The 22161-nt window shown below is 46.2% G+C and carries 18 protein-coding genes and 1 tRNA gene; 16 read left to right on the top strand and 3 right to left on the bottom strand.

Going from position 1 to position 22161, the window contains the following annotated elements; translation table 11 throughout:
- Positions 1-18: 18 nt before the first annotated feature.
- A complete protein-coding gene (gene glmS, locus LIZ66_RS06840; RefSeq protein WP_226838087.1) occupies positions 19-1857 on the top strand; it encodes a glutamine--fructose-6-phosphate transaminase (isomerizing) in 1839 nt (612 codons plus the stop codon).
- Between the two features lie 153 nt (positions 1858-2010).
- Entirely contained in the window at positions 2011-3642 is a 1632-nt protein-coding gene (selB, locus tag LIZ66_RS06835; protein WP_227200760.1) for a selenocysteine-specific translation elongation factor, read from the top strand.
- A gap of 99 nt (positions 3643-3741) precedes the next feature.
- Here selB and LIZ66_RS06830 read toward each other — a convergent pair.
- Positions 3742-3838 (bottom strand) — tRNA-Sec (locus LIZ66_RS06830).
- Positions 3839-4099: 261 nt separating this feature from the next.
- Between LIZ66_RS06830 and plsX the strand changes: the two genes are divergently transcribed.
- The 13 genes from plsX (at position 4100) to queA (ending at position 18123) form a co-directional block, all read left to right on the top strand.
- Positions 4100-5125: a phosphate acyltransferase PlsX gene (gene plsX, locus LIZ66_RS06825; protein WP_118578869.1), complete on the top strand. Its 1026-nt coding sequence runs from the start codon at positions 4100-4102 to the stop codon at positions 5123-5125.
- Between the two features lie 79 nt (positions 5126-5204).
- Entirely contained in the window at positions 5205-5888 is a 684-nt protein-coding gene (rnc, locus tag LIZ66_RS06820) for a ribonuclease III (protein WP_118578867.1), read from the top strand.
- Positions 5889-5906: 18 nt separating this feature from the next.
- Entirely contained in the window at positions 5907-9467 is a 3561-nt protein-coding gene (gene smc, locus LIZ66_RS06815; RefSeq protein ID WP_226838089.1) for a chromosome segregation protein SMC, read from the top strand.
- 14 nt (positions 9468-9481) lie between these two features.
- Entirely contained in the window at positions 9482-10423 is a 942-nt protein-coding gene (gene ftsY / locus LIZ66_RS06810; protein ID WP_173717145.1) for a signal recognition particle-docking protein FtsY, read from the top strand.
- 29 nt (positions 10424-10452) lie between these two features.
- Positions 10453-11664: a threonine ammonia-lyase gene (gene ilvA, locus LIZ66_RS06805; protein ID WP_118578861.1), complete on the top strand. Its 1212-nt coding sequence runs from the start codon at positions 10453-10455 to the stop codon at positions 11662-11664.
- 181 nt (positions 11665-11845) lie between these two features.
- The gene (gene trpS / locus LIZ66_RS06800) at positions 11846-12907 is read left to right on the top strand and encodes a tryptophan--tRNA ligase (RefSeq protein WP_118578859.1); all 1062 of its coding nucleotides are present in this window, start codon (positions 11846-11848) and stop codon (positions 12905-12907) included.
- Between the two features lie 460 nt (positions 12908-13367).
- Positions 13368-13691 carry a YlxM family DNA-binding protein gene (gene ylxM / locus LIZ66_RS06795; protein WP_118578857.1) on the top strand — a complete coding sequence of 108 codons (324 nt, stop codon included), beginning with the start codon at positions 13368-13370 and terminating at the stop codon, positions 13689-13691.
- A gap of 3 nt (positions 13692-13694) precedes the next feature.
- Complete coding sequence (gene ffh, locus LIZ66_RS06790) at positions 13695-15047, top strand: signal recognition particle protein (protein ID WP_118578855.1); 1353 nt, start codon at positions 13695-13697, stop codon at positions 15045-15047.
- A gap of 54 nt (positions 15048-15101) precedes the next feature.
- On the top strand, positions 15102-15347 hold the full coding sequence (gene rpsP, locus LIZ66_RS06785) for a 30S ribosomal protein S16 (RefSeq protein WP_117852013.1): 246 nt from the start codon (positions 15102-15104) through the stop codon (positions 15345-15347).
- 160 nt (positions 15348-15507) lie between these two features.
- On the top strand, positions 15508-15738 hold the full coding sequence (locus LIZ66_RS06780) for a KH domain-containing protein (RefSeq protein WP_021926512.1): 231 nt from the start codon (positions 15508-15510) through the stop codon (positions 15736-15738).
- 104 nt (positions 15739-15842) lie between these two features.
- Positions 15843-16346 carry a ribosome maturation factor RimM gene (rimM, locus tag LIZ66_RS06775; RefSeq protein ID WP_226838090.1) on the top strand — a complete coding sequence of 168 codons (504 nt, stop codon included), beginning with the start codon at positions 15843-15845 and terminating at the stop codon, positions 16344-16346.
- The gene (gene trmD, locus LIZ66_RS06770; RefSeq protein ID WP_204452991.1) at positions 16347-17111 is read left to right on the top strand and encodes a tRNA (guanosine(37)-N1)-methyltransferase TrmD; all 765 of its coding nucleotides are present in this window, start codon (positions 16347-16349) and stop codon (positions 17109-17111) included. It begins immediately after the preceding gene.
- Entirely contained in the window at positions 17098-18123 is a 1026-nt protein-coding gene (queA, locus tag LIZ66_RS06765; RefSeq protein ID WP_227200761.1) for a tRNA preQ1(34) S-adenosylmethionine ribosyltransferase-isomerase QueA, read from the top strand. Before trmD ends, queA begins: the two co-directional genes overlap by 14 nt.
- A gap of 54 nt (positions 18124-18177) precedes the next feature.
- Here the strand turns inward: queA and LIZ66_RS06760 are convergent, their stop codons facing one another.
- Both LIZ66_RS06760 and LIZ66_RS06755 read right to left on the bottom strand, forming a co-directional pair.
- The gene (locus LIZ66_RS06760; RefSeq protein ID WP_227200762.1) at positions 18178-19410 is read right to left on the bottom strand and encodes a CapA family protein; all 1233 of its coding nucleotides are present in this window, start codon (positions 19408-19410) and stop codon (positions 18178-18180) included.
- A gap of 119 nt (positions 19411-19529) precedes the next feature.
- Positions 19530-20903, bottom strand: coding sequence for a sodium-dependent transporter (locus tag LIZ66_RS06755; protein WP_204452993.1), 1374 nt, complete (start codon positions 20901-20903; stop codon positions 19530-19532).
- A 369-nt stretch (positions 20904-21272) separates the two neighbouring features.
- Between LIZ66_RS06755 and LIZ66_RS06750 the strand changes: the two genes are divergently transcribed.
- Positions 21273-22106, top strand: coding sequence for a deoxyribonuclease IV (locus LIZ66_RS06750; RefSeq protein WP_173771390.1), 834 nt, complete (start codon positions 21273-21275; stop codon positions 22104-22106).
- Positions 22107-22161 lie beyond the last annotated feature (55 nt).

Here is a 22161-nt window from a genome sequence, read left to right as displayed (position 1 = left end):
GACTGAGGAGGAAATTTTATGTGTGGAATTGTTGGTTATGTAGGAGATGAACAGGCGGCACCGATTTTGCTGACAGGCCTTTCCAAGCTGGAATACAGAGGCTATGATTCAGCAGGTATCGCAGTTCGAAACGAGGCAACTGATAAGATCGCAATCGTAAAGGCGAAAGGGCGTCTGAAAACTTTGATCGAGAAGACAGACGGCGGTTCAGCCGTACCGGGTACCTGCGGTATCGGTCATACCCGCTGGGCGACTCATGGAGAGCCTTCTGAGACAAATGCCCATCCTCATTGTACAGATGATAAGTCCGTAGTACTTGTTCATAATGGAATTATCGAGAATTATCAGGAGCTGAAGGCGAAGCTTCTTCGTTCCGGTTATACGTTCTATTCACAGACAGATACAGAAGTGGCTGTGAAGCTGGTAGATTACTACTATAAGAAAACCGGAACTCCGTTGGAAGCAATCTCCAGAGCAATGCTCCGTATCCGCGGTTCTTATGCATTTGGTGTTATTTTCAAGGACTATCCGGGCAAACTGTTTGCAGCCCGCAAGGACAGTCCGCTGATCATTGGAAAGAGCGAGAACGGAAGCCTTATCGCTTCTGATGTTCCTGCGATCCTGGATCAGACCAGAAGAGTTTATTATATCGGCAATCTTGAAATTGCGGAGCTTTCCCGTGATGAGATCCATTTCTACAATATCGACCGTGAAGAGATTGAGAAAGACGTTGTGGAGATCCAGTGGGATGCAGCTGCTGCTGAGAAGGGCGGCTATGAGCACTTTATGCTGAAAGAGATCCATGAGCAGCCGAAGGCCGTTCAGGACACCATTGGCGCTTATGTAAAAGAGGGACACATTGATTTTTCTGAGACAGGGCTTACAGATGAGAAGCTGGCTTCTCTTAAGAGAATCTATATCATCGCCTGCGGTTCTGCTTACCATGTTGGTATGGTTGGCAAATATGTGATCGAATCCATGGCGAAGATCCCGGTTGAGGTGGATGTGGCTTCTGAGTTCCGTTACCGTGATCCGATCCTTGTGGAGGATTCCATGGTGGTTATTATTTCCCAGTCTGGAGAGACCGCAGACAGCCTGGCTGCCCTTCGTCTTGCCAAGGATAGAAATGTTCCGGTACTTAGTGTAGTCAATGTTGTAGGCTCCAGCATTGCAAGAGAGAGCGATTATACGTTATATACTTATGCAGGACCTGAGATTTCTGTTGCCACCACCAAGGCTTACAGCACCCAGCTGATCGCCATGTATCTGCTGGCTATCCAGAGTGCTTTTGTCCAGGGAAAGCTTGAGGAGGGGAATGTGACCCGTCTGCTTGCTGAGATGGAGACCCTGCCGGACAAGATCAGCCGTGTTCTGGATGATAAGGAGCGTATCCAGTGGTTTGCAAGCAAGTATGCAAATGCCCATGATATTTTCTTCATTGGACGAGGAATTGACTATGCTATCAGCATGGAAGGAAGCCTGAAGATGAAGGAAATCAGTTATATTCATTCTGAGGCTTACGCAGCAGGTGAGCTGAAGCACGGAACGATCAGCCTTGTAGAGGATGGTACTCTGGTGATCGGTGTGATGACCCAGAAGGATCTTTTTGAGAAGACACTGAGCAATATGGTTGAGGTAAAGAGCCGTGGAGCTTATCTGATGGGACTGACCAGCTATGGCAATTACAGTATTGAGGATACCGCTGATTTCTCCGTATATGTTCCCAAGACGGAGAAGTATTTCACAACCAGCCTTGCAATTGTTCCGCTGCAGTTGATGGGATATTATGTCAGCGTAGCGAAGGGCCTGGATGTGGACAAGCCGAGAAACCTGGCAAAATCTGTTACTGTAGAATAATGTTATTAAATTACTGAATTATATTTCCAAACAACAGAAAAAAGACAATATTGTTATAAACGTAAACATGGCGCGGAGAAGTGGCTTCTTCGCGCTGTTTATTTGGAAACGAAAAAGTGGGATTGTTCGAACAAAATGGGGCGTGAAAAAGATATGGAAGAAAAAAGGCACAGGATCATAGGTACTGCCGGACATATTGATCATGGTAAAACCTGGCTGGTCAAGGCGCTGACAGGCACGGATACGGATCGCCTGGCAGAGGAAAAAAGGCGGGGGATTACAATTGAAAATGGTTTTGCGTTTCTGAAATTTCCGGATGGCAGGGAAGCAGGGATTATTGATGTGCCAGGTCATGAAAAATTTATAAAGAATATGCTGGCCGGAGCTGGCGGAATGGACATTGCCATGGTAGTGATTGCAGCGGATGAGGGAGTTATGCCTCAGACCAGGGAACATCTGGCAATACTTTCCCTGCTTGGTATTCGAAAGGGTGTGATTGTACTCACCAAAGGTGACCTGGAATGGAAAAAGGGACTTGACCAGGAAATCAAGGAATTTGCAGAGGGAACGTTTCTGGAAAATGCGGATGTGGTAGTGACCAGTGCTGTGGATGGGCGTGGGATTGAGGAACTGCGCAGGGTGTTGTGGAAACTGTGCACCGTCGGAAAAAACACGGGAAATCAGAAGCTTTCCCGAAAAGAAGGTGACAGCTGCACAGGCAGAATGGGGACAAAAGCATCTGCGTTTCGCCTGCCCATAGATCGTGTGTTTTCTTTAAAAGGCTTTGGAACCGTAGTGACAGGGACGCTGCTTGATGACAGTTTAGGCTTGAATTATGACACTATGCTTTATCCCAGAGCTGAAAGGGTAAAAATCCGGGGAATTCAGGTGCATGGACAGGAAGTATCCGAAGCTGTTCCGGGACAGCGGGTGGCAGTGAACCTTCCGGGAATTGGAAAAGAGCATATCTCCCGGGGAGAAATTCTGGCAGCAGCAGGAAGTATGGAAGGTACCATGATCGCAGATGTACGGCTGCAGCTGTTGAAATCAGGACAGCGTTCTTTAAAAAGCGGTACCCGTGTTCATCTTTATCATGGGGCAGCAGAACTGGTGTGTAAAATAATTCTGTTTGACAGAGAAGTGCTGAAGCCCGGTGAAGAGGCCGTAGTCCAGCTTCGGATGGAGCAGGTGACGGCAATGAAAGCAGGGGATCATTTTGTTATAAGATTTTATTCGCCGGTAGAAACCATCGGCGGTGGAGTTGTGCTGAATCCCAATGGGGTAAAAAGGAAAAAAAGACAGAATGCAGATGCTGTTGTTCATTGCGCATGTACCGGAAAGGAAAGAAAAAAAGCACACGCTTCAGGAAAAATAACAGAAGAAATATGTGGGAATTCTGTCTTTTTGCAGCTGCAGGAATTATATCTGAAATCGGGCTTTATGCCTCCGCTGACAGATGAAGTGAAGAAAGTATTTTCCGGTGAGCGGGATTTTTCAGAAGTGTTCTTTGCCATGGTGCGGGAGGGTGTTCTTGTACGGTTTGACGAGAAGCATTATATGCACTGGGAAATACGGCAGAAAGCTCTGGATATGGCGTATCTGTTATATGAAGAAAAGGGGATGATCCAGACTGGAGAATTTCGTGACCGTCTGGGAATATCCCGTAAATGTGCGATCATACTGCTGGAGGGGTTTGACAGAGAGCGGATTACAGCTATGGAAAATGGAGGAAGAGTATTAAAACGAAACTTGCAGCAGACAGATCGGCTGCGTCGAGGCTTTTAGACCTGCGCAATCGGATTCACAGACAAGTGAGTGGTATGGTTATTTCGAAAACGTAGTCTCCATGAGAAGAGTAAGAATGGAAAGCTGGGTATGCTTTTTTGGCGGGAACATATGGGAATCGAACCCATCCGGGACGGGATTAGCGCCCCACACTGGTTTTGAAGACCAGGAGGCACACCGGCACCTATCTGCTCCCAGTGAGAGTATAGCGGAGATTGGAAGCTTCGTCAACCACAGTCTTTGGGGCAGGAAGCTTTCTTTGATTTCCTATTGACTAAGAGGGGGCAGATAAAGTAGAATAGTATTATTCGGGATAGTGTACCTTGTAGCCTTTTTCAAACATGCTCTGGTATGGAGGAGCTGTTGAATTGGGCTGTGTTTTGCATATCCCGATTATAATGGATGTTTTTGCATTACCAGAGTACAGTGTTGAAAAATATCCGAAGAGGAGAAAAATATGGCAGAGACAGTTAGAGTTGTAGTAGATGCCATGGGCGGAGACAACGCTCCGGCAGAACCAGTGAAAGCAGCCGTAGAGGCTGTTGCCGAGAGGGAAGACATTGATGTGATCCTTACCGGCAGGCAGGATGTAATTGAGAAAGAGCTGAGTAAATTTCAGAATTACCCCAAGGAAAGAATCCAGATCGTGAATACCACAGAGGTGATCGAGACAGCAGAGCCTCCGGTTCTGGCAATCCGTAAGAAGAAAGATTCTTCCATTGTGGTAGGACTGAATCTTGTGAAGAAGCAGGAAGCAGAAGCATTTGTTTCCTCTGGAAGCTCAGGCGCCATTTTAGTAGGTGGTCAGGTGATCGTAGGAAGAAGCAAAGGAGTACAGCGTCCGCCGCTGGCACCCTTGATTCCTACCCAGAATGGTGTGTCACTTCTTATTGACTGCGGTGCGAACGTAGATGCCAGACCAGAGCATCTGGTACAGTTTGCGAAGATGGGTTCCATCTATATGGAAGACGTGGTTGGAATCAAGAACCCTCGTGTTGCTATTGTAAACATTGGTGCAGAGGAGGAGAAGGGAAATGCCCTTGTGAAGGAGACGTTCCCTCTTTTGAAGGAATGCCCGGGGATCAATTTTATTGGAAGTATTGAAGCAAGGGATATTCCAGCTGGTTATGCAGATGTGATTGTCTGCGAGGCTTTTGTCGGGAACGTGATCCTGAAGCTTTATGAAGGACTTGGAAGTACCTTTATGAAGATGCTTAAAACCGGTCTTATGAAAGACACCCGCAGCAAGGTTGGAGCTCTTCTGGTGAAACCGGCCGTCAAAGAAACTATGAAGGCATTTGATGCAAGTGAGTACGGCGGAGCCCCTCTTCTGGGTCTTAAGGGACTGGTTGTGAAGACACACGGCAGTGCCAGGGCGGTTGAGATTCGTCACGCTATTTTTCAGTGTGTTCAGTTCAGACAGCAGAAGATCAATGAGAAAATCGCTGCCCATATGGTGGAAGAGACACCAGAAAAAGCATGATCATCCATGCATTGCAGCAGACTCTTCGGCAAAGACCTGCCGGAGGGCTGCCAGCTAGTCAGAGGGAAGGAAGTTTATCATGGAAAAAAAGTTAAAAGCATTGGAGAACCGGATCGGTTATGAGTTCAGGAACAGGAACCTTCTGATCCTTGCACTGACACATAGTTCCTATGCAAACGAGAAGAAGCTTGGTAAGGCAGGCTGCAACGAGCGTCTGGAGTTTCTTGGAGATGCAGTTCTGGAGCTGATCAGCAGTGATTTTCTCTATAAGAAGTTCACCCAGATTCCAGAGGGCGAATTGACCAAGAAGAGAGCCAGCCTGGTTTGCGAGCCCAGTCTTGCTTATTGTGCAAGAGATTTCGGACTGCCACAGTATCTGCTCCTTGGAAAAGGTGAGGACATGACCGGTGGAAGAAACCGTGACTCTATTGTTTCTGATGCAACAGAGGCTCTGCTTGGAGCTATCTATCTGGACGGTGGTTTTGCTAGCGCAAAGGAGTTTGTTCTGAAATTCATTCTGAACGATCTTGAGAATAAACAGCTCTTTTATGATAGCAAGACCATCCTGCAGGAAATCGTACAGGAGAAGGGAACCCATCTTGTGGAGTACCATCTGATAAAAGAAGAAGGCCCGGATCACAATAAAAGCTTTACCGTGGATGTGCTTGTCAGCGGTCATGTGATGGGTACCGGAGTAGGACATACCAAGAAAGCTGCCGAACAGGAAGCTGCTTACCAGGCAATCCGGAAGATGAGAAAATAATAACAAGGATTCGAATACATGTATTTAAAAAATATTGAAGTGCACGGGTTTAAGTCCTTTGCACAGAAAATCAATTTCGAATTTCATAATGGAATTACGGGAATCGTTGGCCCCAACGGCAGTGGAAAAAGCAACGTAGGTGATGCGGTCCGCTGGGTCCTTGGAGAACAGAGCGCCAAGCAGCTTCGAGGCGGAAACATGCAGGATGTTATTTTTTCCGGCACGGAGACCAGAAAGCCCCTTAGCTTTGCTTCTGTTGCCATTACTCTGGATAACAGCGATCACAAGCTTCCGGTTGATTTTAATGAGGTTACGGTTACCCGAAGACTTTACCGTTCCGGTGAAAGTGAATATCTTATTAATGGAAGTGCCTGTCGTCTGAAGGATATTAATGAGATGTTTTACGATACCGGTATTGGGAAAGAGGGCTATTCCATCATCGGGCAGGGACAGATCGATAAGATCTTAAGCGGTAAGCCGGAAGAGCGCCGTGAGCTTTTTGACGAAGCTGCCGGAATCGTAAAGTTTAAGCGAAGAAAGGCAACTACCATTAAGAAGCTGCAGGACGAGCAGGCGAACCTGGTGCGTGTTACCGATATTTTAAGTGAGCTTACCAGACAATTGGGCCCTTTGGAGCGCCAGTCCGAGACAGCCAGAATTTATCTTGCCAAAAGAGACACTTTGCGGGAATTGGATGTGAACAGTTTTCTTCTGGAAAACGAGGAGACCAGCCGTGAATTAAAAGAGCTGGATACCAAGAATACCCGGGCTGCTGAGGAGCTGGAGGAGAATCAGAAGGCTTACGAGCAGACGAAAGTGGAATATGATCGTCTGGAAGAGGAACTGGAACAGTTGAATTCCCAGATGGATCAGCTGCGTGAAGAGACGCAGAATAAGGCAATCCGCAGGCAGCAGCTGGATGGCGAGACCAAGGTACTTCGGGAACAGATTTTGTCCGGAGTGCAGAGTGAAGAACATTACAAGAGCCGTCTGCAGTCCATTGAGGCGGATCTGAAGGAACGCCAGGAGTCTCTGGAGAGGCAGGAGGCGGAGAAATCCCAGCTCCATGCAGCTCTTCTGGAAGCAAGGAAGCGCCAGGAGGCAGAAGAGGACCGGATTTCCAATATTCAGGCACAGATCGAAGAGTGCTCCCAGGCAGTGGAGAATGGCAAGAACGAGATTATCGAGCTTCTCAATACCCGTGCCACTACCAAAGGAAAAGCCCAGCGTTTCGATACCATGATGGAGCAGATCGATATCCGTAAAGCGGGAATCAGTCAGAGACAGCTTCATTTGAAAACAGAGGAAGCCCAGCAGCAGAGTGAGCTGGAGAGGGCAAAGGAGAAGTTTCAGGGAATTACCACACTTATCCAGGACATGAATGCAGAGTGTCAGCGCCTGGATAATGAAGTACATAAAATTACAGATGAATTAAAGAAACAGAACGGCCAGATGGAAATCGGCCAGAGCGCATATCACCGTGAGGCTTCCAGGCTGGAATCTTTGAAAAATATTACAGAGCGCTATGACGGATACGGAAACAGTATCCGCCGTGTAATGGAACAGAAGGACCGAGTACCGGGAATTAAGGGTGTTGTAGCAGATCTGATCCAGGTAAATAAGGAGTATGAGATCGCCATTGAGACGGCTCTTGGCGGAAGTATTCAGAACATTGTCACAGACAATGAACAGACTGCCAAGCACATGATTGAATTTCTGAAGAAAAACCGTTTCGGCCGTGCTACGTTCCTTCCGCTTAACAGTATCAATACCAGAAGTGGTTTTACCCAGAGGGATGCGCTGCAGGAGCCGGGAGTGATCGGGCTTGCCAGTGAACTGGTAACTACAGGTCCGGAGTATGTTGGACTTGCTACTTATCTTCTGGGTCGTGTGCTTGTGGTGGATCACATTGACAATGCCATTGCCATTGCGCGAAAGTACCGGCACAGTCTTCGTATGGTAACTGTGGAGGGTGAATCCTTCAGTCCGGGCGGTTCTATGTCAGGCGGTTCTTTTAAGAATAACAGCAACCTTCTTGGCCGCCGCCGTGAGATCGAAGAACTGGAATCCAGTGTGAAGGCTCTTCGAAAAGACATGGATGACATGCAGACTGCTATTAATGATAATCGAAGCAAGCGCAATGTTATGCGTGACACCATTGCAGATCTGCAGGAAAAACTGCGTCAGCAGTATGTTGCCCAGAACACGGCGAAGATGAACATTAACCAGGTAGAAGCCAAGACAAAGGAAATCCAGGCTGGCTACGGAGAGATTCAGAGAGAGCAGATGGAAATCCGCCGTCAGATCGAGGAGGCAGAGGCTGATCACAGCAAGATTGCCGAAGAATTGAAGGCTTCTGAGCAGGATGAGAAAGAACTGGAGACTTTTATCCAGAATAAACAGGAAGAATTAGAGACCTGGAGGGCTTCTGAGCAGGAGGTTTCCAGGAAACTGGAGGCTCTTCGTCTGGAAGCAAGTACAGCCCAGCAGAAAGAAAGCTTCGCAGCAGAGACTCTGGGCCGTCTGACCCATGAGATGGAAGCTCTTCGCCAGGAGGAAGCAGATATTCATGAAACGCTGGAGCTTGGCGGCGAAGAGAATGAGAGAAAGCGCCAGTCTGTAGAGAACCTGGAGGCAGTAATCCGGACTTTGGAAGAGGATGAAACCAAGGCGAAGGCTCAGATGGAGAGCTGGCAGAGTGTGAAGGATGAAAAAAATGCCAGCCACAAGGCATTTTTTGAGAAGCGGGATCAGCTGTCCGGCAGGATTTCACTTCTGGACAAAGAGTGTTACCGTCTGAAAAGTCAGATCGAGAAGCTGGAAGAGCACAGGGAATCTCAGATTTCCTATATGTGGAATGAGTATGAGATCACCCCGAACAATGCCCTTCAGTACAAAAAAGAAGAGCTGAACGATCTGAAAGCCATGAAGAAAGAAATTGCCCAGGTGAAGGATGAAATCCGTAAGCTTGGTAACGTTAATGTAAATGCAATTGAGGAATATAAGGAGATTTCAGAGCGTCATGCTTTCCTTTCCGGACAGTATGAGGATCTGAAAACCGCAGAGGCACAGCTGGAGAACATTATCCAGGAACTGGATGAGGGAATGCGTAAACAGTTTACGGAGAAATTCCAGGATATCCAGAGAGAGTTTGACAAGGCTTTCAAGGAATTGTTTGGAGGCGGTAAGGGGACTCTGGAGCTTGAGGAAGACGTGGACATTCTGGAAGCAGGAATTCGTATTATTTCCCAGCCGCCGGGCAAAAAGCTTCAGAATATGATGCAGCTTTCCGGTGGTGAGAAGGCACTTACTGCAATCGCACTTTTGTTTGCAATCCAGAATCTGAAGCCGTCGCCATTCTGTCTTCTTGATGAGATCGAGGCGGCACTTGACGATTCGAATGTAGGCCGTTTCGCAGGCTATCTTCAGAAGTTGACGAAGAACACGCAATTTATTATAATAACACACAGGCGTGGTACTATGAATGCCGCAGACAGACTTTATGGTATTACCATGCAGGAGAAAGGCGTCTCCACGCTGGTTTCCGTTGATCTTGTGGAAAACCAGCTTACGCAGTAAAAGGAGGAGAGGAAATGGCAGAGGAAAAGAAGGGCTTTTTTAAAAGACTTGTCAGTGGCCTGACAAAAACAAGAGACAACATTGTGGCAGGATTTGATTCTCTTTTCACCGGCTATTCAACAATAGATGATGATTTTTATGAGGAGCTGGAAGAAATCCTGATCATGGGTGACATTGGAATCAATGCCACCACAGCCATTCTGGACAAATTAAAAGACCAGGTGGAAATCCGAAATATCAGGGATCCCAAGGAGTGCAAGCAGCTTCTTATTGATACCATCAAGGAGCAGATGACGGTAGACAGCACAGAGTACGAGTTTGAAAACCGTAAATCCGTTATTCTTGTGATCGGTGTCAATGGTGTTGGAAAAACAACTTCCGTTGGAAAACTTGCCGGCAAGCTGAAGGACCAGGGCAAAAAGGTTATTCTTGGAGCTGCGGATACTTTCCGTGCAGCGGCAGGGGAACAGCTGACCCAGTGGGCGAACCGGGCAGGAGTGGAAATCATTGGCGGTCAGGATGGAGCAGATCCGGCATCAGTTGTCTATGATGCAGTGGCAGCAGCCAAGGCCCGCAATGCAGACGTTCTGATCTGTGATACCGCAGGAAGACTTCATAATAAGAAGAATCTTATGGAAGAGCTTCGCAAGATTTACCGCATTCTGGAGAAGGAATATCCGGAAGCGTATCTGGAAACTCTGGTGGTTCTGGATGGAACGACAGGACAGAACGCACTTGTGCAGGCAAGACAGTTTGCAGAGGTGGCAAATGTAACCGGTATCATTCTTACCAAGCTTGATGGTACAGCCAAGGGTGGTATTGCGGTGGCAATCCAGTCTGAGCTTGATATTCCGGTGAAATATATCGGCGTTGGTGAGAGCATTGACGATTTACAGAAATTCGATGCAAATTCTTTTGTGGATGCGTTGTTTGATATTCGTCCGGATGAAAACTAACCCCACAGACTACAGGAGGAAAAATAAAAATGCTTACATTAGAGAGTTTTGAAGAAGCGGCAGAAATAGTTAAGCAGGTAACCCAGGAGACCAAGTTGGTGAAGAGCAGTTATTTCTCTGAACTCACTGGAAACAAGGTTTTCTTCAAACCAGAGAACATGCAGAGAACAGGTGCGTATAAGGTGCGTGGAGCTTATTATAAGATCAGTACTCTTTCCGACGAAGAGAGGGGCAAAGGCCTGATCACAGCTTCCGCTGGAAACCATGCACAGGGTGTGGCATATGCAGCACACAAATACGGTGTGAAGGCCGTGATCGTAATGCCGACCACTACACCGCTTATTAAAGTAGAGCGTACAAAAGGGTATGGCGCAGAGGTTATTCTTCATGGTGATGTTTATGATGAGGCCTGTGCATATGCTCTGGAGCTTGCTGAAGAAAAGGGCTATACCTTTATTCATCCTTTTGACGATCCTGCAGTTGCTACCGGACAGGGAACCATTGCTATGGAGATCATTCAGGAGCTTCCTCTTGTAGATTATATTCTGGTGCCAATCGGTGGAGGCGGACTTGCAACAGGTGTATCCACACTTGCCAAGCTTCTTAATCCTCATATTAAAGTAATCGGTGTAGAGCCGGCAGGTGCAGCCTGCATGAAGGCTTCTCTTGAGAAAGGGGAGGTTGTTACACTGCCCCATGTAAACACCATTGCAGATGGTACTGCAGTTCAGACTCCGGGCTCTCATATTTTCCCATATATCCAGGAGAATCTGGATGAAATCATCACGGTTGAGGATGATGAGCTGATCGTTGCATTCCTGGATATGGTAGAGAATCACAAGATGATCGTTGAGAATTCAGGACTTCTGACAGTGGCTGCGCTTCGTCATCTTGATTTCAAGAATAAAAAGGTTGTGTCCATTTTAAGTGGTGGAAATATGGATGTGATTACCATGTCTTCTGTAGTACAGCATGGCTTGATCCAGCGTGACAGAATCTTTACAGTATCTGTTCTTATCCCGGATAAGCCTGGTGAACTGGTACGTGTGGCTTCTATTATTGCAGAGAATCAGGGAAATGTTATCAAGCTGGATCATAACCAGTTTGTAAGCACAAACCGTAATGCAGCTGTAGAACTGAAGATCACTCTGGAGGCGTTTGGTACAGACCATAAGAATCAGATCGTGAAAGCACTGGAGACTGCCGGATGCAGACCGAAAGTAATTCGCGCAAGTCTGTAATTGAAAAATAGAAGCATTTCCCCAGCTTGCAGTTAATAACTAAAGTTAATCTATGTGCTTTGGACGTTTTGCATATTCATGTAAAAAAATGGGGAGTGTTTGCTGAAATGATTATAAATAAGTACAACTGTGTTGGTTAAAAAAGGATCGGCATGGCGGTGAATATAAGGAGTAGCAAACTATGAAAAAAGTAATTTTAACAGGAGACCGCCCTACAGGCCGTCTTCATGTGGGACATTATGTAGGCTCTTTATCTGAGCGTGTAAAGCTTCAGAATTCCGGAAATTATGACGAGATTTATATTATGATCGCGGATGCCCAGGCGCTTACTGATAACGCAGAGCACCCGGAGAAGGTTCGTCAGAATATTATCCAGGTAGCACTTGATTATCTGGCTTGCGGGATTGATCCGGAGAAATCCACAATTTTCATCCAGTCTATGGTTCCGGAGCTTACAGAGCTTACCTTCTATTATATGAATCTGGTTACAGTGGCCCGTGTTCAGCGTAACCCTACTGTGAAATCTGAGATCCAGATGCGTAATTTCGAAGCCAGCATTCCGGTTGGATTCTTCTGCTATCCTATCAGCCAGGCTGCTGATATTACAGCCTTCCGTGCAACAGCAGTTCCGGTTGGAGAGGATCAGCTTCCTATGCTGGAGCAGTGCAAAGAGATCGTACACAAGTTTAACACAGTATATGGTGAGACACTTACAGAGCCGGAGATCGTACTTCCTTCCAACAAGGCGTGCCTGCGTCTGCCAGGTATTGACGGTAAGGCAAAAATGAGTAAATCTCTTGGAAACTGCATTTATCTTTCCGATGAGGCAGATGAGGTTAAGAAGAAGGTTATGTCCATGTTCACGGATCCGAATCATCTTCGTGTTCAGGATCCGGGAAATGTTGATGGCAACCCGGTATTTATTTATCTGGATGCTTTCTGCAAACCAGAATACTTCCCGGAATTTCTTCCGGATTATCAGAACCTGGACGAGCTGAAAGACCATTATAAGAGAGGCGGACTTGGAGATGTTAAGGTTAAGAAGTTCCTGAACAACGTTCTCCAGGCTGAGCTTGGCCCGATCCGCGAGCGCCGTAAAATGTGGGAACAGCGTATTCCGGATGTTTATGACATTTTAAGAGAGGGCAGTAAGGTGGCTGAGGCAAAGGCAGCTGAGACTCTGAAGGATGTAAAGGCTTCTATGAGAATTAATTATTTTGATGATGATAGTTTGATTCAGTAAAATATGTGGATTTTAAGTGTCAGTAAAATATGTGAATTTTAAGTTGACATTTCGTTGGTTATGGCATATCCTAATAGTAGCTAAGGATTAGAGCAATAGTCCATCGAAAGCAAACGAAAACCCCGGAGGTGTGCGAGACTTCCGGGGTTTTCTATTCCGTTTATGTAGGTGGCTTATGCCTTAGGCTGTTATGCTGCCTATTTGTCTTTTCTGTCCAGCCATTTGTAAATGCAGTAGCTAATTACATTTACTGCGACAGGGACAAGGATTAGAGCAATAATATTATCCATCGAATTCACCTCCTTTCTGCTGGAGGCTCGGCAGCTTTTATAGTATAACATAAGGGCAGACAATTAGAAATAGCGTATAATAAATTTGGACATATAAAAAATATTGCGTGTAAAGAAAAAACACTTGACACACACCACAAAATACGGTATGATACCCAAGGTGATAACGAATGGAAAAGTTTGTGGAACGTACTTTGCTCTATGATTTTTACGGAGAGCTTCTTACGAAGAGACAGCAGCAGATCTACGAGAGTGTAGTTCTGGAGGATTATTCTTTAAGTGAGGTTGCAGAGGAACTGAATATCAGCCGTCAGGGCGTACATGATATGATCAGACGCTGTGACAAGGCACTGGAAGGATATGAAGAGAAGCTGCATCTGGTGGAGAAGTTTGTGAATATCCGGGGACAGGTACAGAAGATACATGAGCTTGCATCCGGATATCACGCTGATGATATTGAGGCAATATCCAATGTGATTTTAGAGGAGTTATAATTCATGGCATTTGAAAGCTTAACAGATAAACTTCAGAATGTATTTAAGAAGCTGAGAAGCAAAGGCCGTCTGACCGAAGAGGATGTTAAGATTGCTCTTAAAGAAGTTAAGATGGCACTCCTTGAAGCAGACGTTAACTTCAGAGTCGTGAAACAGTTCACGAAATCTGTACAGGAACGTGCAGTTGGACAGGACGTTATGAACGGACTGAACCCAGGCCAGATGGTCATCAAGATTGTAAACGAAGAGCTGGTTAATCTTATGGGAAGCGAGACTACAGAGCTTCCGATCAAGCCTGGCAATGATCTGACTGTCATTATGATGGCAGGTCTTCAGGGAGCCGGTAAGACTACTACCGCAGCCAAGCTTGCAGGTAAGATCAAGTCGAAAGGTAAGAAACCTCTTCTGGTAGCCTGTGACGTTTACAGACCCGCAGCGATCACTCAGCTGCAGGTAAACGGTGAGAAACAAGGCGTGGAAGTCTTTACCATGGGTGATAAGCAGAGCCCGGTAGACATAGCCAAGGCGGCTGTTGCACATGCCAAGGCGAATCAGCAGAATGTAGTGATCATTGATACAGCAGGTCGTCTTCATGTCGATGAGGATATGATGCAGGAGCTTGCTGATATTAAGGCTAATATTGAGGTAGATGCTACAGTCCTTGTAGTAGATGCCATGACCGGACAGGATGCAGTCAATGTAGCCCAGACTTTTGCAGAGAAGGTTGGAATTGATGGAGTGATCCTGACCAAGATGGATGGTGATACCCGTGGTGGTGCAGCTCTTTCCATCAAGTCCGTAACTGGCAAGCCAATCCTGTATGTAGGTATGGGAGAGAAGTTATCCGATCTGGAACAGTTTTATCCGGAGAGAATGGCATCCCGTATCCTTGGTATGGGAGATGTAATGAGCCTGATCGAGAAGGCAGAAGCAGCCGTAGATCAGGAAGCAGCCCAGGAGATGTCCAAGAAGCTGAAGAAGATGGATTTTGATTTCAATGACTATCTTACCAGCCTTGAACAGATGAATAAGATGGGCGGAATCTCCAGTATCCTGAATATGCTCCCAGGTGTGGGAAGCAAGATGAAAGATGTGGAGAGCATGATCGATGAGAAAGCAATGGACAGAACCAAGTCCATTATTCTTTCCATGACCCCACAGGAGCGTTCCAATCCGGGAATTCTGAACCTTTCCCGTAAGAACAGAATTGCCAGAGGCGCAGGTGTGGAGGTTGCAGAAGTCAATCGCCTTGTGAAGCAGTTTGAGCAGAGCAAGAAGATGATGAAGCAGATGCCGGGTCTCATGGGCGGCGGCAAAATGGGTGGTAAAAGAGGCGGCTTTAAGCTCCCTTTTTAACATAAAATAATTAAATTAACTAATAAAGAGAAAGTAAATTGGAGGAAAATTAAAATGGCAGTTAAGATCAGATTAAGAAGAATGGGACAGAAGAAAGCACCTTACTATAGAATCGTTGTTGCAGATTCCCGCAGCAAACGTGACGGAAGATGTATCGAAGAGATCGGAACATATGATCCGAACCAGGAGCCAAGCGTATGCAAGGTTGACGAAGAGGCAGCTAAGAAATGGCTTGCAAACGGTGCTCAGCCTACAGAGGTTGTTGCTAAGATCCTCAAACAGGCCGGAATCGAGAAATAATTTAAGGAGTATCTTAGAGGTTGCCAGAATGGTTCAGACTGCACAGTATTTCCTGTGAAAGTCGTGAACTGTAACCGGCAATTTTCAGGGGGTATTTCTGTGACGTCCAGATGAGGGCATTTTTTGAATATGCTCCGGGGCGGGATCAGGGAGGTGTGTAATGAAAGAATTAGTAGAAGTAATTGCAAAATCTCTTGTTGAAAATCCGGACGAAGTAGTCGTTACCGAAACAGAAAAGGATGACGCTGTTGTTATCGAACTGAAGGTAGGACCATCTGATATGGGTAAGGTGATCGGACGTCAGGGCAGAATCGCCAAGGCCATCCGTACCGTAGTAAAAGCGGCTTCTTCCAAAAGCAGCAAAAAAGTGATTGTAGATATTCTGCAATGATAAGCAAGATATATGGATGCAGGAGCTGTGGAGACATGGCTCCTGTTTTTACTTATGAAAGTCCTGGACGGCAGACATATTCGTTTTTTGTAGAGGAGTTTTGAATGGAAGATTTATTAAAGGTTGGAGTAATTACCACCACTCATGGCGTGCGGGGAGAAGTAAAAGTATTCCCTACCACAGATCCGGAGCGTTTCCTGGATCTTGAATACGTGATTCTGGATGCTGGCAGAGAGATGAAAAAGCTGGAAATCCGTAACGTGAAATTTTTTAAGAATCTTGTGATCCTGAAATTTGACGGGATTGATAATATAAATGATATTGAAATGTACAAAGGCAGAGACCTGTGGGTTCCCAGAGAAGAAGCCCAGGAACTGGATGAAGATGAATATTACATCGGCGACCTGATTGGCATGGAAGTGGTTCTGGAGGACAACACCCATTTCGGAACCCTGAAAGATGTTATGGAGACAGGAGCCAATGATGTTTACGTAGTAGAGCTTCCTGATCATCAGGAAGTACTTCTCCCGGCAATCAGGGAATGCATCCTTGATGTTGACCTGGAGGAGAATGTGATGACGGTATATTTGATGAAAGGACTTTTGTAAATGAAATTCCATGTTTTGACCCTTTTTCCGGAAATGATCCGGAATGGAATGAACACCAGCATTACAGGACGTGCCATTAATGCAGGAATCCTTTCTGTGGAGGCCATAAATATCCGCGACTATGCTTTTAACAAGCACCAGAAAGTAGATGATTATACTTACGGCGGCGGTGCTGGAATGCTGATGCAGGCAGAACCGGTTTACCTGGCTTATGAAGCGATTGCCGAGAAAGCAGGGAAGCGCCCCCGTGTGGTTTATCTCACCCCGCAGGGACAGGTGTTTAATCAGCAGATGGCAAGAGATATGGCGGAAGAGGAAGACCTGGTTTTCCTTTGCGGTCACTATGAGGGGATTGATGAGCGTGTTCTGGAGGAAATTGTGACGGATTATGTGTCTATCGGAGATTATGTGCTTACAGGCGGCGAGCTTCCGGCCATGGTTATGATGGACTCTATTTCCCGCATGGTTCCAGGCGTGCTCAGCAATCAGGAGTCTGGCGAGACCGAGTCCTTTGCAGGAAACCTTCTGGAATATCCCCAGTACAGCCGCCCGGAAGAGTGGCATGGTAAAAAGGTTCCGGAGGTTCTTATGTCCGGTCATCATGCAAATATAGAGAAGTGGCGCAGAGAGCAGTCTATCATTCGTACAGCCAGAAGGCGCCCGGATCTGCTGAAAAAGGCAGATCTCACCAACAAAGAATGGAATTTTGTGCGGCAGCTGAAAAAGCAGTGGAAAGAGGAGGAATCCAAAGATGAGAACATCTGATTTTTACTATGAGCTCCCTCAGGAGCTGATCGCCCAGGATCCGCTAGAGGACAGAAGTTCTTCCAGACTTATGCATCTTTCTATGGCAGATGGCAGTATTGAGCATCGCCATTTCAGGGATATACTGGACTATCTGAATGAAGGTGATACTTTGGTTATCAATGATACCAAGGTTATTCCGGCAAGGCTTTACGGTCACAAGGAAGAGACTGGCGCAGTGATCGAAATCCTTCTTCTGAAAAGAAGAGAGAACGATATCTGGGAATGCCTGGTAAAGCCTGGCAAAAAGGCTCGTCCAGGTGCCAAAATCACATTTGGTGATGGCATTTTAGAGGGCGATATCATCGACGTGGTGGACGAAGGCAACCGTCTGATCCAGTTCCATTATGAAGGCATTTTTGAGGAGATTTTGGACCAGCTGGGAGAGATGCCGCTGCCTCCATATATCACTCATAAATTAAAGGATAAGAATCGTTACCAGACCGTTTATGCAAAGAATGAGGGCTCTGCAGCAGCACCTACAGCAGGTCTGCATTTCACAAAAGAGCTTCTGGAGCAGGTGAAGGCCAAGGGAGTAAATATTGCCCACGTAACGCTTCACGTGGGTCTTGGTACATTCCGTCCGGTTAAGGTGGACGATGTAGAGCAGCATCACATGCATTCTGAGTTTTACATTGTAGAAGAAGACCAGGCGAAGCTGATCAATGACACTAAGAAAAATGGCGGCCGCGTGATAGCAGTTGGAACTACCAGCTGCCGTACACTGGAGTCTGCAACAGGTGAGGACGGAGTCCTGAAATCCGGAAGTGGTTGGACTGAAATTTTCATCTATCCAGGCTATAAATTTAAGATGATCGACGGTCTGATCACCAACTTCCATCTGCCGGAATCCACACTGGTTATGCTGGTGTCTGCACTGGCTGGAAAAGAGAATATTCTGCATGCCTATGAGGTGGCAGTGCAGGAGAAGTATCGGTTCTTTTCATTTGGAGATGCGATGCTGATATTATAATCAAAAAATACCCCCGGAGCTTTCGCTCTGGGGGTGCTGAACAACATATTTTTTCTATCCGATCCAGGAGCTTCTTTCCTGGATTTTTTCCATAATTCTGGTCTTTTCATCCCCTTCAGCAGGCGTTGGCTGGTAATTGTTATAGCCGTAAGCGGAGGAGATGGAACATGGGATGATATTTGTTACATTATCTGTTTTTACGCCGTCGTTTGAGATGGTAAAGGTCTGCTGGAAAATCATACTGTCCATGTCACTTGGGGCGCTGTTTCCGCCGAAGCAGAAGTTTCCAAGGCTGTATACAATATTCTTTCCTTTATATTCTTCAATTCCCTGAAGTACATGAGGATGATGTCCACACACAAGATCAGCACCAAGGTCAATGGCAAGATGTCCAAGTGTGGTCTGATTGGAGTCTGGAACGGTTTCTTTTTCATTTCCCCAGTGGAAGATAACGATGATCAGCTCTGCGCCATCTTCTTTTACCTTAGCAATGTTGTCTTTCAGCTGCTGTTCACGCTCTAGATGATCGTATAACTCATAGATTCCCACAAGACCTACTTTTACCCCTTTTATATCCATTACAGCCGTCTCATCATAGCCGAAATGAACAATTCCCTGGGCATCCAGGGCATCCATGGTATCCTGAAAGCTCTGCTCGCCGTAATCATGGCTGTGGTTGTTAGCTGTGTTCACTGCTTCCACAGAACTGCTGGAGTAAATTCCTGCAAAAGATGCGGGTGCTTTGAATGCGAAGGTTTTATCCTCGCGGCTGCTGCTGTCTGTGAAGGTTCCTTCATTGTTGGCGATAGTCAGGTCATCTGCTTCAAAAATGCTCTTTACATTCTGTAAAAAGTATTCTTTTCCATAATTTTCAAAATATGCATTCAGGCTGGTACTGTAATCGAAGGCCTCATCTGTACCAAGGGTACAGTCTCCAACTACACTTACGGTAAGGGTGACAGGGGTGTCGTGCTTTGATTTGGCAGAGGCGGTATCACTGCTGTCGGAAGATTCTGCATCCGGCTCAGCTCCATCAGTGGATGAAGAATCGCTGTTTTTGCTGTTGGAAGAAATGGAATCTGTCTCAGCTTTGTCCGGATTGGCAGCGGATATGTTATTTACACTGGAGGAGTTTGCTTTTTCGGTTTTTCCCGTGCATCCACGGACAATCAGAAGAAGTATGATCAGCAGCAATAAGCCACCTGCTGCCACGCAGAGCTTCTGGATTTTTACCTGTCTTTGCCGGTAATATCTGGATTTTTTGTATAAGTTCTTTTTCTTTTGCATACGTTTATCCTCATGTGGCTTTTTATATAAGAAGTGAGGCAAAAATCCTGAATAGCAGGATCCTTTCTTGCGGATGATCCTGTGAATTTTTGCCTCTGATCTACAGTGTAAAAATAGTATTATCTGAAGAATTTATCGTAATAACCCATTACGAAAATCAACAGTACAATAAGCGGCAGTACATAGGTAAGATACGGACGTGCCCACTTCGGGAATTTAATGCCGTTTCCTGTATCCGCTTCTTTGATGAAATTGTCCCATCCCCATCCGTAGCGGGTTACGCAGAACAGCAGGTAAACAAGGCTTCCAAGCGGAAGCAGGTTATTGGAGATAATGAAGTCCTCCAGATCCTGGATGGTGCTTCCTGCGCCCAGTGGCTGAAATCCGCTCCATACGTTGAAACCAAGTACGCATGGCATGGATAAAACAAAGATTGCAATTCCGTTTACCAGAACTGCCTTCTTACGGCTCCAGCCCCACAGATCCATGGCAAAGCTTAAGATATTCTCAAATACTGCTATGATGGTGGAGAGGGCTGCGAATGTCATAAAGATGAAGAACAGTGCACCCCAGAAACGGCCGCCCATCATCTGGTTAAACATGTTCGGCAGTGTTACGAATACAAGTCCAACACCCTGTGTAGGGCTTACATTGTAAGCAAAGCATGCGGGGAAAATAATAAGTCCGGCCATCAGTGCCACGAAAGTATCCAGAATACCAATCTGGATGGATTCGCCCATAAGGCTGCGGTCTTTGTCGATATAACTTCCAAAGATTGCCATTGCGCCGATCCCAAGGCTCAAGGTGAAGAATGCCTGTCCCATAGCGGCATAAATACCGGAAAGCAGTCCGTTCTCTTTCAGACGGCCAAAATCCGGGAGAAGATAGAACTTAATACCCTCGATGGCGCCTGGAAGCGTACAGCTCTTAACGCAAAGAACTACCATAATAGTAAGAAGACATACCATCATAACCTTTGTGATACGCTCAACACCTTTTTGCAGTCCCATGCAGCAGGTACCAAAACCGAATGCAGTTACGATTACCATCCAGAAGGTCATTTCTCCAGGATTGGAGAGCATGGTGTTAAATACGTTTCCTACCGCTTCTGTATCAAGACCTGTGAAGGTGCCGCTTGCCATTTTAAAGAAGTAAGCCAGCATCCAGCCGCCTACAGTGGTGTAAAACATCATCAGCATATAGTTGCCAAGCATGGCTCCATAGCTGTAAAGGTGCCATTTGGTGCCCTTTGGCTCAAGGAGATGGAAGCTTCTGGCAGCGGACTTGCGGCTTGCGCGTCCGACAGCAAATTCCATAACCATAATAGGCAGTCCAAGAATTACAAGGAACAGAAGATAGATCAGTACAAATGCTGCGCCGCCGTACTGTCCTGTTATATAAGGGAAGCGCCATACATTGCCGATTCCAATGGCGCAGCCGGCTGAAATGAGAATAAATCCAAGCCGGGATGAAAACTTTTCACGTTCTTTCATGTTGATTTCCTTCCTTTTTTCTATGTATGAATTCTGTGAAAAAGTATGGGACAAAAGTCTTTTTTACAGAAGAGCACACCTTTTAACAGTATAAGAATAAAATGGGTTTTCGTCAATAAATATCTTGAAAAAGAAGGGGGAAATGCTAAAATATATAGGATGTACTTAAGGAGTGCCTGAGAGTCAGCTGTTTCGCGCCTATGGCGCTCCCGCAGCTGCCGACCGCATTCGTAATCCGGGCCATCGCCCTACTTACTCATACGGTCTAGCCCGTTTGATATCCAAGAGTTCGCTCGTGCAAGCATGGCTCATTTTTGGCTACCGTACGGGATTTTCATAATAAAATAGTAAATAAGAAGGGAAAACGACATGTTATATATAGGAAATCATACTTCATCATCCAAAGGCTACGCAGCCATGGGACGCCAGATTGTAAAAAATGGCGGCAACACGTTTGCATTTTTTACCAGAAATCCAAGAGGAGGGAATGCCAAAGCTATTGACCCTGCAGATGTGGCGAAGTTTCAGGAGATTGCCAGGGAGCATGAATTCGGCAAAATCGTGGCGCATGCGCCTTATACCTTAAATGCCTGCGCGGCCAAAGAAAATCTGCGGGATTTTGCCAGAAATACTTTTTCGGATGATCTGAAACGCATGGAAGCCACACCAGGAAATTATTATAATTTCCATCCAGGCAGCCATGTGGGACAGGGAATAGAGGTTGGAATTCAGAAGATTGCAGAAGTGCTGAATGCAGTTCTTACTGAAGAACAGACCACTACAGTTCTTCTTGAAACCATGGCTGGAAAAGGCTCTGAGGTGGGAAGCCATTTCCAGGAGCTTCGTGCCATCATGGACCTTGTAGAAAAACGCGATAAACTTGGAATCTGCCTGGATACCTGCCATGTGTGGGATGGCGGCTACGATATTGTAAACGACCTGGACGGTGTCTTAACTGAATTTGACCGCATCATCGGTCTCGACCACTTAAAAGCCATCCACCTAAACGACAGCCTCAACCCTCTTGGCAGTCACAAAGACCGCCACGCCAGAATCGGGGAAGGCCAGATTGGTCTTGATGCCCTTGTCCGTGTCATCCGGCACCCGGCATTGGAGGGAAAGCCTTTTATTCTGGAAACGCCTAATGATGATGAGGGTTGGACAAGAGAAATTGCACTTCTTAGGGAAAGATATTCAGAATAAATTGCTATTTAGTTGATTAAAAGTTCTTCAATGCGGACGCATTTGGACAATGTGT

The sequence above is a fragment of the Blautia faecis genome (assembly GCF_020554845.1).
In the GTDB taxonomy this organism is placed as follows: domain Bacteria; phylum Bacillota; class Clostridia; order Lachnospirales; family Lachnospiraceae; genus Blautia_A; species Blautia_A faecis.
Note: the sequence above shows the minus strand (reverse complement) of the source record. Positions and strands in the feature narration are given on the sequence as shown.